The sequence below is a fragment of the Rubripirellula reticaptiva genome (assembly GCF_007860175.1).
Lineage (GTDB): Bacteria > Planctomycetota > Planctomycetia > Pirellulales > Pirellulaceae > Rubripirellula > Rubripirellula reticaptiva.
In genome coordinates this window covers 407,904-423,197 of record NZ_SJPX01000004.1, presented here as the reverse complement: position 1 = coordinate 423,197, position 15,294 = coordinate 407,904, and the positions used below count along the sequence as shown (strand labels likewise).

Below are 15,294 nucleotides of genomic sequence, written 5' to 3'. Positions count from 1 at the left end.
CCGTTTCCAACGACCCAAGCCTTGCACGATGCACCTGCTCGCCTCCGCGATCGAAGAAACTCCGATCGAGCCTCAATCAGCCGGCATCATGCTGCTGTTCGCGGCCGTGATGATGGCGACCTACGTCGGCGTCGCAGCCGAACGATTCCATAAAACCGTCGCGGCGTTGTGCGGCGCGATCGTGCTGGTGGCACTGAGCCTGATGTTGGGGCTGTTCGAATTCCCAAAGGTCTATGACTTTTTGAAGGAAGATTTGAACATCTTTGGCGTCATCATCGGGACGGGCATTTTGGTCGATGTGGTCGGCAAGAGTGGCCTGTTCCACTTCATCAGCATGTGGATCGTGCGATTGACCGGGGGACGAGCGGCGACGTTATTCCTGACGTTATGCATCGTCACATTTCTGTTCGTCGCCGTGTTGACGATCGTGCCGGCCATGCTGATCCTCAGTTCGCTAGTCCTGGTGATTTGCCGATCGCTCGGCTACAAGCCCGCACCGCTGATGTTAAGCGTGGCCATCTGCGCAAACAGCGGTGCGATCGCGACCTTTGCAAGCGGACTGCCCAACATCATGATCGGCACCGCCGCGGGCATCCCCTACACGCAGTTTTTGCAGATGTCGCTTCCCTACGCGGCGATCAGTTTGGTGATTGCGATCATCGTGCTTCGGATCATGTTCCGAAACGACCTGCCATGGAAACAATCAGCGAGCGAAAAAGAAGATTTACGCCAACAAATCGAAAGCTTTGATCCCTGGGCGATGGTTGAAGATCGCAAAGTGCTTTACCGGAGTGGCTCAATCCTACTGGCGACGGTCGTCGGATTTGTGTTCGCTCAGCAATTGGGGGTTGGCATGGATTTCATCGCCATGGTCGGTGCGACCGCGGCGTTGTTGTTCGCAGGCAAGGGTGTCGAGGATGCAATTGGAAAAGTGAACTGGACCGTGATCATGTTTTTCATGGGGCTGTTTGTAATCATTGGATGTGTCAAACAAACTGGCGCATTGGCATTTGTGGCTGAACAAGTTGTTGCACTTTCGGGCAATCGGATGGAGATGCTGATTCCGCTGCTGGGTGGATTTTCAGCGATTGCAAGTTCGATCGTCGACAATATCCCTGTCGCAGCGACGTTGATCCCAATCGTCCAGGACATCTCGGCCAGCCCAGAGGTTCCGGCCGAACCGCTATGGTGGACGCTGATCATCTGCTGCAACCTTGGCGGAAACGGCACACCGATCGGCTCCATTTCGTGCGTGATTGCGATCTACGCTCTCAAACGCGAAGCAAACCAACACATCGGCTGGGGCACATTCCTGAAGCTCGGCGGAACGATCATGCTGGTGCAAGTCATCGGCGCGATCATCTACGTCATGCTGGCCTATGAAAACGACCTGATTCCAAGTTTATAGTTTGCGGTTGGTCATTCGGACGCGATGCGCATCATCGCGCCGGATGAAGCGACACAACATCAACGCGGTGCATAGCTCTACTTTGCATTGCTTACCTTTTAGATCGAACAAACCATCATGGTGAACGAGTCCGAATCGAACGAACTGGACCGCGACGTTGACGCGTCGATGCGAATGTTTGAAAAATCGAAAGTGGGCACAGCGCCGGCGATCACTCCGATCAAACCGTCTCGCGTCCTGGTCGTGCTGGACGGATCACCTCAAGACGAAACTTCGCTTGATGCGGCGGCGAACCTTCGTGAACGTTTTAATACCGAAACCCTGGTATTGGATGCTCGCGATAAAACAGCCGATGATCAATCCGACTTGGCGATTGAAGCGGCGGCGAAAGTGATCGGATCGCGTCCGATCAAACGTCCGGACGGCGATTCCTATGAAGCGATCTTGACAGCCATTGCCACTCATACGGTCGACTTGACGATCCTGCCATGCCCGTTTGGCCGGTCGTTTGAAAAGGTCGGATCGCAAAGTGCTGGCACCGTCATCGATGTCATGCTGACTCAGTGCCCATGCCCGATGCTGATCATCCGCCGTGATGACCAGAAACTTGGCGAGTGCGTCGACAACGTCCGCTTGGTTCTTAGCGGTGAATGCGATGTTGAACAACGGGCCGCCGGCTGGGCATTCGGATTGGCGGGCGAAGCCGCGACCGTTACGTTGAACCTGGTCATTGAAAAAGAGCAGTACGAGAACATGCGTGCGATCATCGAAGCGATGCAACCTGGATCGTCGCTGAGCACCGAGCAGTTCGCCGATGCGATGACCAAAACTCACCAATCGCTTCACGGTTCGATGGCAAAGACCGCCGCAGCAACCGGCGCGACATATAGCCTGCATCCGCAAGCGGGCGAAATCGCTCCGCCAAACGCATTGAGCGAACACACAAAGATGCTTCTAGTGATGGCCGACGAAGTTGACGATCGGTTTTCGCAAGGATTCGTTCAAGATCGAATTCGCCGCAGTCCTCATCCGGTCCTGGTGGTACCCGGCCATGTGCCAAGCTGATCCTCGCATCAATTTCCGATCGGCAAGTGAGTCGTTGAACAAGGCATGTCGCCGATGACATCCCTTGCGATCGAGCCGATCTACGGATCACTGCTGTTGGCGATGGCTGCGGTTGCCACGACCGTTGCAGTCATCGTGATGGTGACGCCGCCAACGAGCGACCCGCGACGGAGACGCTGGCTGATCGGGCTGCGTTTGCTAGCCGCCGTTGCGCTGCTGCTCGCCCTGATTCGCCCAACGATGGTTCGCACCGACAACCGACCACTCGATGCCGCATTGGTAGTCGCGATCGATACGTCTCGCAGCATGACGTTGCCCGATGGCGACGGCAGCGATCGCTGGTCCACTCAAATGAAGTCGTGGCAATCCCTCGCGTCGGGGCTTAGCGGTCACGACACTTCGCTGGACCTGCGACTGCTTGCCTATGACGCTAGTGCTCGACCACTTGCGTCGACATCACCCGACGCTTTGTCGGGTGTGTTGCCCGAAGGCGAATCGACGGATCTGCAAGCCGCCGCCGCAGCCACCATTTCCGTCGCCGCCGGGCAACCGATCGCAGGCGTTGTGATGATGGGCGACGGAGCCCAAACTGGACCGATCACTGGCGGTGGTGCCGGCCGAGTGATCGAGACTCTCAATTCACTTGGAATCCCATTTTGGACGGTTCCCATTGGCCCGGCGCGGACACAATCCCAATCGCGAGACGTAGCGATCGACGCCCTACCCGAAGACTACCAGTTGTTCACCGGCAACCAAGTCGACATCACCTTTCAAGTCAATTCGAAAGGGATGTCAGGCAAGGACATTCCCGTCCGCCTGACCTGGATCGACGAGGCCGGCCAGCGTACCGAAGCCGCCACGCGGCGCGTTGCGATCAACAAATCAGTCGACGTAGCCGCTGTGACCATTCCCGTCACGTCGCCAATCCCGGGCACGTACCAATTACAGGCAAGTGCCGACGTACAAGACGGCGAATTGGTCGTCACCAACAACTCGCAATTGGCGTTTGTTGACGTGCGTGAAGGAGGCGGCCGGATTTTGTATCTGTTCAGCAATCTGGATCAAGAACAGTCATTGATCCGTCGCGCGCTGCGGCGATTTCCGGATCTTGATTTAACGTTTCGATGGATACCGACGGACACCAATCAATCATGGCCAGTCGACCTGCAAAATTGGTTCACACCCGGCCAATTTGACATCTACCTGATCGGCGACTTGGACGCGAAAGCCCTCGGTAACCGTCAACTCGAACAACTCGCCAAGACCATTGGCCAAGGTGCAGGCTTGGTAACACTCGGCGGATACCAAACCTACGGCGCGGGCGGATACGCATCATCACCGTTGGCGGATGTGATCCCGATCAAAATGGACGCCAGCCGCCGGCGCGGCATCGACAGCCCGCTCGATTCGTACGAACAAGTCGATGCACCGGTGACCATCCAACTGGCCCGCAACCACCCAATCACCGACCTGGGGAATCGCGGTTCTGAAAACGACAGCATGGCCGATGCATGGCGAGACCTACCGGCACTGCTGGGCGCCAACAAACTGCTCGGCCCAAAAATCGCGCCGGGTGTTGAAGTGCTGCTTGAAACGCCTCAGTCAGACCCGTTGTTGGTGGTCGGTCAGTACGGACGCGGACGGGCCGCCGCACTTGCGATGGATTCGACCTGGCGATGGTGGCGCAGTGGCAGCAACGACCAGCATCGGCGATTCTGGCGACAACTGATGCTATGGCTGCTGTCACGTGAAGAATCGGCTGACGACAAAATTCTGGTCGAACTCGATTCCCGTCGATTCAGCTCCGGTGCACTGCCTAACTTTCGTGCGATCGCGAACCAAACGGACGTCACGATGGTCGCCGAGATCATCAGCACATCCAACGGTGCCGTTGACGAAGCAGCGCAGCCCCAGTCCATCAACGTGTCGGCGGAAACCAGCAGCCAAGCATCCGGCGGATCGGACGAATCCTCGATTCGCGGTGCTATCCCCAAGCTCGATCCTGGCATCTATCGACTGCGAGTTCGGGCGTCCGATCCGGCGTCGCCGATTAAATCGACCGAGGTGGCGTTTCAAGTCATCGACGAAAGTCGCGAACTGTCCAATCCCTTGGCCGACCCGGTGTACCTGACTCAGCTTGCCCAATTAACTGGCGATCATGGCGGAGCTGCTTTCGGCCCCGACCAAATTGGCGAGTTAGTCGACACCATCTTGAAACGCCGAAAGGCGGCTGAAACGCCCGTAACGCAGCGATTGACGCTGGGTGACGGCCCGATGACCGGATGGCCGTTGTTCTTAGTTTTTGCCGCTGCCTTGTCGATCGAATGGTGGCTGAGACGACACTGGGGTCTGGCCTGACCCACCGCTACGGGCGAATCGATCGCCCGGGTATACTTTCGGCGTCGTAAACCTGAACTCACGCCGCCCAACCCTGAACCCTTCTATTATTTCCATGTCTGGCACATCTCCCTATCCCGCGTTGACCGAATCACGTGATGCCGCAGCGATTCGAAAATTGATCCTCGGCGGCGAATTCGTTCTGATCAGTATTGAAGAGGAAGAATCCGAAGACGACGACAGCGAAGAAGGTTCGTACGGAGCTTTGACGGCTGAAATCGAGGACTTCGAAGCCCTGGTGGTCTTCACTTCCGAAAAGATCGCTGGCGAATTCGTCAACTCACAAGAAGACCTGTTCGGCGAAGGCGAAGAAGTCGAAGGCATCGTTGTTGAAGGCGATGCGCTGCTGGAATACCTGCCCGAAGGCTTCGGAATGCTGATCGATCCCGAATTCGATGATGCCTGTGTCATCGATCCAGCACTTACCGCCGAAGTCCTCGGCGAATCGTCGAGCGACGACGAATAGCCCGCAACCTTGCTGGCAATGCCGACGATTCAAGCCGACAAAATTTCCTTGACTCTCATCTGATCGGGCGTACACTTCCCCCTGGATTTGGGACTCCGGCCTCGGGCAACTGCCCCAAGCCGGTCCAAACTTGGGAACCGAGAAGGGAGTGTGGCGATGGCGGCGCATACAATGACGGATCGAGAATCAAACTCGGTGATGGGCGACCCTAAAAAAGTTCTGGCCGACAGGTTCGGAATGGACAATTTTCGCGACGGCCAGCTAGCCGTCATCGAGCGACTTCTAAGCGGCAAGAACGTCGCGGCGGTCTTTCCAACCGGCGGCGGCAAAAGCCTGTGCTATCAACTGCCAAGCCTGATGCTGCCCGGCACCACCGTGGTGGTGTCACCGCTAATCGCGCTGATGAAAGACCAGTGCGATGCATTGGCAGCCCGTGGCATCCCAGCCGCCCGTCTTGATTCGACTCAGTCGCCAGACGAATTCCGTCAAGCGATGCAGGGGATCCGCGACGGTTCGATCAAGATGCTTTACGTTGCACCAGAGCGATTTTTCAACGAGCGTTTTCTGGCCTCAATCGGAACACTTGACGTTTCCTTGTTCGCGATCGACGAAGCACACTGCATCAGCCAATGGGGACACAGCTTTCGCCCCGACTATCTGAAGCTAGCCGAGTTGGCCAAAGATCTATCCGCTAAACGGGTTCTGGCGCTGACCGCAACCGCCACACCCGAAGTTCTATCGGATATTCGCGCGGCGTTCGACATTGCACCCGATGACGCGATTCGAACCAAGTTTTATCGCCCAAACTTGGGCTTACGCAGCTCCATCGTCGACTCGGCATCGCATTACCCGACACTTCGAAAACGGATCGCCAATCGCGAGCGAGGATCGACGCTGGTCTATGTCACGCTACAGCGTACGGCCGAGGAAATTGCCGAGCAATTAACGGCTGATGGCCAGCCCGCGACGGCTTACCACGCCGGGATGGACACGGACGAGCGAACGCAGATCCAGCAGGACTTCATCAATTCCGAAGACGGCATTGTGGTCGCGACGATTGCATTTGGCATGGGCATCGACAAGCCAAACATTCGCTACGTCTACCACTTCAACCCTCCCAAATCGTTGGAATCTTATGCCCAGGAAATCGGCCGCGCCGGTCGCGACGGTGACGATTCGACCTGCGAAATCTTGCTGCTTCCCGAAGACCGCACCGTGCTGGAAAACTTCACGTACGGTGACACACCTTCGCGTCACAGCGTCGGCCGGCTGATCGACTTACTGGCTGGCCAGGCAGACCACTTTCACGTATCGCACTACAAGCTTTCCTTTGAAATAGATATCCGAATCTCGGTCGTCCGCACGCTGCTCACCTACCTGGAACTTGACGGACATTTCAAAGCGACCTCACCGCGGTACGATACCTACAAGATCAAGCCGCTTGTCACCTCGAAACAGATCCTCAGTCACTTCAAGGGTGAACCTCGCGAATTTGCCGCGGGCGTGCTGTCATCGCTGACCAAGGGACGAACTTGGTTCCTGCTCAATACTGTTCTGGCGGCCAAAAAGCTGAACGCTGATCGCTCGCGGGTCGTCAAAGCAATCGAGTACATGAGCGAGAACGGATGGCTAGAGATTCAAGTATCCGATCTGGTCCATGGGTACCGCTGGATCGAGCGAATCGATGATCCCAAAACACTGGCCGATGATCTTTACGATCGGCTAGCCAAACGAGAGACCGGCGAAGTGGGCCGGCTCGAGGGCGTCTTCGAACTGGCAAAGGCGGCAACCTGCATGGCCGACCAACTCTCTAGCCACTTCGGCGAGTCACTCGGCGCCCCGTGCGGCAGCTGCTCGTGCTGCCTTGGCGAAGGCCCACACACGATTCCAGAGCTTAAAGTCCGTCCGCTCGGATCCTCGGTTAAACGGATTCTGGACGAATTAGTCCGGGAGTACCCGGATCGCTTCATCACGGCGCGAGATCGGGCAAGGTTCTTGTGCGGCCTTTCGTCACCCGGGTTCGTACGATCTAAACTGACCCGGCACGCCAACTACGGCGTCTGCGACCAAATCCCCTTCGCTAACGTTCTGAGCCAAGTCGGAGGAATTGACGACTAGAGCAATCTCTTCGCACCGCCACTTGACGCACTCGAAATCAACCTGCTATTTTCTTCGTCTCGTGGGAAACGCAATCCAAGCCTTGCTTGGCAAGTGTTACCCGCGCCGGTCGCCCCCCAAGGCGGCCCAATCCGGGGGATTAGCTCAGTTGGGAGAGCGCTTGCATGGCATGCAAGAGGTCATCGGTTCAAGTCCGTTATCCTCCACTCAAAAGCCGCTTGTGATTTCACAAGCGGCTTTTTTCGTATCCCTATCTCCTTTAGCACCAGCGATTTACGGCATTTCGTGGCATTCCGCCAAGTGTGAGTTCACTGGCAGTGTCGGATTCTGTGTCGGATTTCGTGTCGGATTATGTCGGATTTCGACTTTCTAACGGACACCAGCTACGCAGGCAGTTTCTCCACTCAAAACTCTCCGAGGAGCCTGCACAGATGACTAAACGAACCAACCGAGGACGCCTTCCCAGTCCTGACAAACGAGGCTACGTCCGACCGGAAGTCGGCGACAAACGATTCAGCGTCGGCAACATCAGGGATGTGGGCACGTCTGAGATGGAACGAAGACTGGCCGACCTTCGCAACCTGTTTGAACGTCAGTGCCAGTATCACGAGATTGACCACTGGGCCGGATCTGTTCTATCTCACGCCAAGAAGCTGGCAGCAGGTGAACGCTTGGTCCTACGTGTTTCGGACTTTGCTCGCAACAATGAAGGACAAGCCAGCGAAGAAGCTCAGCGACTTCACGAGCTACGAGAACTTGGGCTGGATATCGTCGCTGATGATCCATCTGTGATTGCTCGTGGTGAGAAAGAACTCAAGCAACTCGTCGATTCGACCGTCCGTGGAGCGCTCGCCGAAGCAATGGCAACTGCGGATGCTCGCTTTGAATCGTTTCCCTCTGACCTGATCGGACAACTTCGGACAACAGTTCCGAGTGATCCGAGCAGAGTTGAAACGAGAACTTTCTTTGATGCCATCGACGGCTATCGGAAGTTCAGGAAGAAAACAGGAAAGCGGAAAGACAATGGCTTGCCTTCGCCCTCCGTTCAGAACTACTTGGACATCGCAAAACGCTTCAAGACGAACATGGCTAACTTCCCCATTTGGGAACTGACCGACAAGAACAAGATTGACGAAATCTTTGCAGGTTGGCGCACACGACCGGTCAGCAGCCACACTGGCAAGCCGATCTCCGCAGATCACGCCAAGCATACGATGGATTGCCTGTGGGCAATTCTGGTCTGGATTGATGAAGAAGCTGATTGGCGGTGGGAATTGCCAAAGGGTGCCATCCGAATCAAACGCACTGCCGATTCATTGCATTCCGATCGGAAGAAAAACCAGACTCGTCGAGTGTCTGGCAACACTTACACACCAGACCAGCTTGCCACGATCGCAGGACATCTCAATCAGTTTGGCAAGATGCTTTTGGGTTTGTCAGTCAATTGTGCGATGCAGGCGGCGGAAGTTGGGCGACTGGAAGTAGACGATATCTTCGATCGGCATCCAGTTACAAATAGGGAAGGAACTTGGGTCATCTTCGATCGCCCAAAGACCGGTGAATACGGCGAGTGGCTGCTTTGGCCCGAAGTCGCAATTCTCGCACAATGGGCGGAAGTACGTTCTCGAACGATCGGATGCGACCGCTTGATCGTCAGCGAGAGCGGTCATCCTTGGTATCGGGAAGACTGGAAGAATCCACAGCAATACTTTTCACAGTGGTGGCAAGCGAAACCATCCAAATCCAGCAGGAGAATTGGCGTTGTCACAAAAATCGGTCGAGATCATGCTGACTTTCCTCGCCACAGCTTTAAGACGATTCGCAAGATCTTACCGAATCTCGTTCGCCCAAAATTTGGAGGCGAGATTGCGGATTTGATCAACGCACGTAAAGTTGACGGCAGCGGTAGAGTGTCTGGCAAAGATACAGATCGCTACGCCGACCGCCCCTATGAGAAAGTTGCGGAAGCCCTGATAGAATTTCAGGACCATTTCCGACCATTCTTGGATGCACTCAAATCTGAAGACACTGGAAGCGAGGAACTGAAAAACAATTGAGTCCGGTTGCAGAATAATTGAAGCCAAGATCAGCGATCGTGGAATGGTTTCGCAAGGACTACGGCGATCTTCAAGTAGACGTTGAGCCGATCGCCGAACTCGGACTGCTATAACCCTTTGGGGTCACACAAGACGACAGAACTTGATGCAGAGCAGTGTCGGCTGAGGCAACGAAATCAACATGCTTCAAACGTGCGGCATTCAGTGACTGTTGAATAGTCGCATGCATCAGGGAGAGCCAACGTACAACGAGTTTGTAACTCTTGACGTATCGGCTGCCTGAAATGGACGTAATCCTGCATCCAATTGAATCTCTTCATCGAACAGGTGCGGCGGAACCGAAATCCGCCGATCTTCCTCACCAACGAATCCGTTTAGTGAGAGAAACCACTCACCTCTTTGACGTTCCAGCCACGTGAACATTTCATCAAAGTCAATGTTACCCGAGTAGTATCGGTCCTTGCCGACTGCGTACGGAGGATCGCAGTACAATACGTCGCCTGACCGTGAATTTACGTTCATAAAGTCTCGTACTTCGAAATTCACATCGTTCTGACGCAACAATTGATGCCAATCCATCAGCATTGCTTGAACTTGCTCAGGCGGTGCTCCGATGCGTCCGTGATTGAAGCCAACCATGAACCGCCCCGCTGAATTGAAACGGACGAGGCCAAAACGGCAAGATTCCTAGCCCCAAAGGTCCAGCGGACCAGATCATACTGCGAATTGACCTTGGGGATCGAGAGGTTGACGGTGCTTTGGCACCGTGGCATGTTCCTCTTCCAATCGACTGCAAAACGACGGTTGGCGAAGTGATGCGAGAAAAGGCGAAGATGGACCCGCAGAAAATTTCTCCCGGCACTCGGCGTCGAGAAGTCATCGAAAACTGCATTCGGCTGGTCGCCACAGTCGGGCTAATAGCCAATTGTCCTGAAGACAATCTGCTCGAATACGACGTACTCGCCAAGGACAAGCAACGCTTCAAATCCGCCAGCCCCAAACGAAAAGAGGAGTTAATAGCCAAGGCTCGTCGTCGTGGGAAAATTGGCTGGAATGTCGGGACCAACGAACTGTTCATCGGCGAACAGCCGCTTGGTGAATCTGGCTCAGCGGCAGCACCGAGGGGATCTCACAATCACGCCCACATCAGGACTGGGCACCTTCACGCAGTTCGCTTCGGCAAAGGAAGGAAGCAGGTGAAGATCAAATGGTTCAGGCCAACCGTCGTCAGACCAGACTTGCCGTTTAATTCCGGCGACGATTGTTAATCTGGAGAACGACGTAGGATCGCTTTAACAAGATCAGCGAATGCCCCCGTTGCATTTGTTGACGGCGTGTACGAAGGACTCAGCCTGAGTCGTTCCTGCGACACTGATGCAGCCTGAATTTCGGTGATGTTATCAACAGGTTCATGGCAATTGACGAGATTGTCAGCCTGTTGATCAACAACGAGCGAACTGTCATTTTTCTGGCTGCAACAGGCTCATCGTCATTTCTCGGACTTATGTGGCTTTTCTCGGCCCTGAGTGTGTCTCTTAATAGTCAGCGTCTAAGGGGTGTGTAAACGCAATTTTGTCCTCGACCTGATGCTAAGTCTATCACGGTCAATGCGACGACAGGAAAGCACATAGCTTCCCTGTTTCTCCGTCGTTGATAACCGAGATGAAAGCAGGATTGTCTGTGGTGAAGTCCTATGTCGTCGATTTGGTCACGCTGCCAGCCTGTATGGAGGCACGTAAGCGGCGATCTCATCAGGGTTGAGCCTCAGCATCCTCTCTGGATCATGTTCGACTGGTCGAATTGTCTGTTCAACTGGTGCCTGAATAAGTGATGTGAAGAAGTTAGTTAAATTAGTCCGTATAAAGGATGCTCCTTCTTCTTTCTTTTTAACGGCTTCGCAAACAACAGGCTTTTGCAGCATTTCCATCAGCTTTTCACCTGCCTGCCACTTTGCAGATCTGCCTTTGTGGTATCTTTCTTGACCTATTTCCGTCTTTCTGATAACTTCTTTTTTAACAACGACATTTACTTCAAAGCTACTTCTTCCCAACTCGTGACTCGCCTGTGCTCAACTTTTGAGCCTCCCTGAGTCCGCCGCCTGCTTCTGATGAAGCTGCGGATGCCGACATTGCTTGTCGGCTTTTCCAAATTCATTCACAGGCATCTTTATGCGCTGTGATCTCTGATTAAACGAAAAGGAGGCGACAATGCCAAACCAAGGATGGAGGCTTTCGGGTGACGGGCCAAATCTTGCCATCGCTGAAGTCAAGCAAGACAACGACATTGATATCACCACATATTTGGACGCAAGGGAGCAAGCTCTCACGATACTCCGAGACCATGTTCAACCGTATCTGGAACAGATTGAGCGACTAGAATCTGATGAGTTTGCTACATCTGGAAAACTGCCCCGCTTCAAAGTTTGGCAGCGAAATTTCAATCGCCAGTTGGTAATTGCGAAGACGAAGAAGCGAGCCATCGAACTTGTTCGAGAATCGAGATATGGCTTCGATCAGTCGTGGGCACTGTGCAGCGGAACATGGTGGTATCAGTACGCCGAAGACGAAGGCGTCATCGTCGAAGAAACAGATGACAAGGAAAAGGGAACGGGAGTCTACCTACGTCCTTTATCACGTGAAGAGTCTGTAGCCATCGCCGAAGCTCACCTTGAGCCGTTTAGGGGGATGCCCATTGAAAAACTCGCCAGCCAAATAGGACAAACTCATGAGATGACAGCAGAAAGCCAACACGGGACTCCGTACCGAGTCAAAACCGTAATCGACGAGTCCTACCGCAGAAATCAAGTAATGGTTGAAGTCAATGTCGATGACCGATTGCAATGGTGGAGTGGCTTGGGCCAAGCATGTTTGCATCGAGAACTTCCTGCTCAAGAGTCGTGCAACTGGTTGAAGGAGGGCTTCTGATGGCGTTTCTGACGTTTGTGATAAATGACAATCGATGGTACGACGAAGACGGTTTGGACAGACAGATCGCCGGTCGTAAGAACCACTGCTTAATTGAGGAGCAAGAAGGTAGGCAGGTGCGACACCGCATCACTCGTGAGTCGTTTCAGTACGGTACAATTCGTGTGTATGAAGTCGAAGAAGTTGATTGAGTGAGAATCGGAGATGCAGACCGTGACCGCCGTCGTAGGTTGTGTCGTCCTGTCATCAATGCCCTCAGTTGCTACCAAGCATTCATTGACCGAAGCGACTTGAAGTACGACGACTAAGTTGATTTAACCAAGGATGGGTGGAGTGCCCATCGATCAAACAGGCCACTCTACTTCGATGTAGCGCTTGACCAAAGCAGCGTGTGACAACGGCGATCTCAAATTGTCGAGATCGCCGTTTGTCGTGTAATCCAGAAGCACAACTGCTTTTTCTGAAGACATTTGTCGAAGTTGCTCCACCTCGTCCTGTACGCAGTTTTCCAGCATCCACTTGAAGATCGGCAGGTAGATCACCTGTCGTGCTTCTCGGTAAGGAAGAAGTTCGTCGCCATGCAATCCCTTCCTGTGACCTCGGACATTTCCAAGACGACGAACGGTTCTTTTCAATCCCTTCATGTTTGTCACATGAAGTTTTGATTCATCGACATCTTCTGTCTCGAAGACTTTGAGTGCCTGCCAGATCCCTTCGACACAAGTGGCAACAACACCATCCGAAAAGGGAACTGGAATATTTCCATGCGGCCAAAATGGAGAAAAGTGAACCCACGGTTCATCAGCCTTTGAAGTGACATCGATGATCTCGATGTCTTCTCCGTGTTTCTTGCGAAGGTTCTCTGGCTTCGATCTTTTGTTGGCAATGATGATTGTCATGATGCCTTGCCCCTAATTGAAGCTACAGTACGCCACAGCTTCCGAAAAATTTCTCGATGGTTTGTCGGGTAATTACATGCGAACGGATGATCTTGTTTTTGCGTAGTGAGCGTTACGTTCTGCAATTTCCTCAGCCAACAAAGGGACATTCTGTTTACCCTCGACCATAATTAAGATGTAGTCTTTGTGAAATACAATGCGTTGGATCGGAATTTTTGTTTCATAGTTTGAAGGATAGAAGCCGTCTGAGATTCCGAGCGTGAAGACCAAACACTGATCTTTCGGGCTGTAGGCAAACTCCGATACTTGAATGTCGTGATGAAACGAGTTGCGGTACTCACCGTCAGCAATTCTTAATTTCATCTCGTTGCCTCATTGGTCTGTTGATCACGCTGAACGTCGTCGAAGCGAAATATTTGCCACTCCCCTTCCCATGAACCGTGACAAATCTCAGTTGAGTCGGGAAGATAAAACACATCCCGAAAAACAACTTCTCGAACTTTGCCAAACGTGAAATCCGCTTGGTTCGCTTCCATAAAAGTCCTTGGCCCCCTCGGACTTTTCTTTCCTCCAGAACACCGTGGCCCACCAGAGTTGAACCGACAGTATTCTGGATTGCTGTTTTCCGTAATGGCTACAGCATCCCCGAAAGGGATTCTAAGGAAGACAAGTTGTTCCCCTCGTTCACTGTATGTGCCGAAGTGACCACGATCTTTGCTCAGCAAACCGTCGTGATTGCCACGCCAAAAGAACACTCGGCGGTTCACGGACTCCACAAGATCACTGACATCCCATCCATCTTGGAAATCAACATTGCCAGCGGTCAGTGGGCGCTGATCTGTTAAGACAACTTGGTCATCTCCGATTCTGAACGGGAGCATCTCTTCTCGTCGCTTCCTGAGCCACTCCTGCTTGCTGCCAAGCTCAAGAAGCCTTCCAGCCGACTCTAGCGTCATAGATCGCCGGATTCGCTCCAGAGACGGCAGATAGGTCAGGTGGAACAAGTACGGTGTCCTAACGATCAGCTTTTCGAAATCAACGGCCATTGGCGATGGTTATTCTGAGTTCAATCGGTCTGTGGTCACTAGTCGATTCATCATCCGGGAAGTCTCCTTCCCGAACAATCACTCGACAAACTGGTTTCCAGTCCTTGGCCGGTCCTGCCACAAATGCAAAATCCAACATTGAGTCTGGGTAATTGTCTTTGCCGTCACCGTCTGGATCAGACCAATTTGTATCGATGAACTTCTCTGGCTTCACCCACAACCAGATATTGTCTCGAAGCATTTCGGGGAAGGCACTGTTGCCTTGCTGTGTTCGGAAATCAAAATCCATGTTGAAATCACCGACGTTGACTATGGCTGCATTCTGATCTCTCGCCCATTCACGCATTCCGATTGCTTGTTGCTTTCTCAACTCGGCATTTCTGCGAGCCAAGTGATTTGTCATAACGATGAACTCGGTGCCACTTGCTCGATCCTTTAGGCGAACAAACAACGGAGAACGATGGTGGCCGTTGTTCAGTTTGTATTCGCCGTGATCGTGAAGTTCTTTCTGTTGCAGTTGCTCAAACCGATTACTGTTGAAGATGATCTGTAATCGGTCGCCACCGCCGAGAGACGAGTTAACCGAGACGAAGCCAGTCGGGAGAGCATTCGTGTACTTGCCAAAATTGTCGGCATGAACTTCCGACAGACAGTAGATGTCGTAACCGGAAAGATCTGTGAGTTGTGCAGCGATCACATCGGGATCATTTCGACCAGACTCCAGATTCCAAGCGAGCACGGAGATAGCTGTGCTGGAATCGGCTAGTTGTGAAGCGGTTGGCGCTGGCTCCCCCGGAGCTTCGACCGTCGCCGATTTCGAGCAACCGGAAACGAACGCCAAAATCAGAATCCATCCCGTCAGTTTTTTCATGAACCAATTCCATTAAAATCTTGTCGCAACACAAAACAACTTC

General features: G+C 53.4%; 13 protein-coding genes, 1 tRNA gene and 1 pseudogene. 9 read left to right on the top strand and 6 right to left on the bottom strand.

Features of this window, described 5'->3' with window-relative positions; all coding sequences use genetic code 11:
- Positions 1-28 precede the first annotated feature (28 nt).
- The 7 genes from Poly59_RS18620 (at position 29) to Poly59_RS18590 (ending at position 9,511) form a co-directional block, all read left to right on the top strand.
- Positions 29-1,408, top strand: coding sequence for an ArsB/NhaD family transporter (locus Poly59_RS18620; RefSeq protein WP_146535625.1), 1,380 nt, complete (start codon positions 29-31; stop codon positions 1,406-1,408).
- A 117-nt stretch (positions 1,409-1,525) separates the two neighbouring features.
- Complete coding sequence (locus tag Poly59_RS18615; protein WP_146535624.1) at positions 1,526-2,473, top strand: universal stress protein; 948 nt, start codon at positions 1,526-1,528, stop codon at positions 2,471-2,473.
- A 54-nt stretch (positions 2,474-2,527) separates the two neighbouring features.
- Entirely contained in the window at positions 2,528-4,831 is a 2,304-nt protein-coding gene (locus Poly59_RS18610; RefSeq protein ID WP_186776374.1) for a glutamine amidotransferase, read from the top strand.
- A gap of 94 nt (positions 4,832-4,925) precedes the next feature.
- Positions 4,926-5,336, top strand: a complete 411-nt coding sequence (locus Poly59_RS18605; protein ID WP_146535622.1) for an SseB family protein — start codon at positions 4,926-4,928, stop codon at positions 5,334-5,336.
- Between the two features lie 156 nt (positions 5,337-5,492).
- Positions 5,493-7,454, top strand: a complete 1,962-nt coding sequence (locus Poly59_RS18600) for a RecQ family ATP-dependent DNA helicase (protein ID WP_222436136.1) — start codon at positions 5,493-5,495, stop codon at positions 7,452-7,454.
- A 133-nt stretch (positions 7,455-7,587) separates the two neighbouring features.
- Positions 7,588-7,660, top strand: a tRNA-Ala gene (locus tag Poly59_RS18595).
- A gap of 225 nt (positions 7,661-7,885) precedes the next feature.
- On the top strand, positions 7,886-9,511 hold the full coding sequence (locus Poly59_RS18590) for a hypothetical protein (protein ID WP_146535621.1): 1,626 nt from the start codon (positions 7,886-7,888) through the stop codon (positions 9,509-9,511).
- Between the two features lie 228 nt (positions 9,512-9,739).
- Here the strand turns inward: Poly59_RS18590 and Poly59_RS18585 are convergent.
- A pseudogene (locus Poly59_RS18585) lies at positions 9,740-10,183 on the bottom strand (DNA adenine methylase); the annotation flags it as partial.
- Positions 10,184-11,219: 1,036 nt separating this feature from the next.
- Positions 11,220-11,561 carry a hypothetical protein gene (locus Poly59_RS18580; RefSeq protein ID WP_146535619.1) on the bottom strand — a complete coding sequence of 114 codons (342 nt, stop codon included), beginning with the start codon at positions 11,559-11,561 and terminating at the stop codon, positions 11,220-11,222.
- Between the two features lie 157 nt (positions 11,562-11,718).
- Between Poly59_RS18580 and Poly59_RS18575 the strand changes: the two genes are divergently transcribed.
- Positions 11,719-12,435: a hypothetical protein gene (locus Poly59_RS18575; RefSeq protein WP_146535618.1), complete on the top strand. Its 717-nt coding sequence runs from the start codon at positions 11,719-11,721 to the stop codon at positions 12,433-12,435.
- Positions 12,435-12,626 (top strand): hypothetical protein, encoded by a 192-nt coding sequence (locus Poly59_RS29665; protein ID WP_186776373.1) that lies wholly within the window; start codon positions 12,435-12,437, stop codon positions 12,624-12,626. Before Poly59_RS18575 ends, Poly59_RS29665 begins: the two co-directional genes overlap by 1 nt.
- Before the next feature lie 153 nt (positions 12,627-12,779).
- Here the strand turns inward: Poly59_RS29665 and Poly59_RS18570 are convergent, their stop codons facing one another.
- The 4 genes from Poly59_RS18570 to Poly59_RS18560 all read right to left on the bottom strand — a co-directional run bounded on the left by Poly59_RS18570 (position 12,780) and on the right by Poly59_RS18560 (position 15,251).
- On the bottom strand, positions 12,780-13,334 hold the full coding sequence (locus tag Poly59_RS18570; protein ID WP_146535617.1) for a DUF6939 family protein: 555 nt from the start codon (positions 13,332-13,334) through the stop codon (positions 12,780-12,782).
- A 72-nt stretch (positions 13,335-13,406) separates the two neighbouring features.
- A complete protein-coding gene (locus Poly59_RS18565; protein WP_146535616.1) occupies positions 13,407-13,697 on the bottom strand; it encodes a hypothetical protein in 291 nt (96 codons plus the stop codon).
- Positions 13,694-14,290: a DUF7002 family protein gene (locus tag Poly59_RS30720; RefSeq protein WP_390621505.1), complete on the bottom strand. Its 597-nt coding sequence runs from the start codon at positions 14,288-14,290 to the stop codon at positions 13,694-13,696. Before Poly59_RS30720 ends, Poly59_RS18565 begins: the two co-directional genes overlap by 4 nt.
- A gap of 79 nt (positions 14,291-14,369) precedes the next feature.
- Positions 14,370-15,251, bottom strand: a complete 882-nt coding sequence (locus tag Poly59_RS18560) for an endonuclease/exonuclease/phosphatase family protein (protein WP_146535615.1) — start codon at positions 15,249-15,251, stop codon at positions 14,370-14,372.
- Between the last annotated feature and the right edge of the window lie 43 nt (positions 15,252-15,294).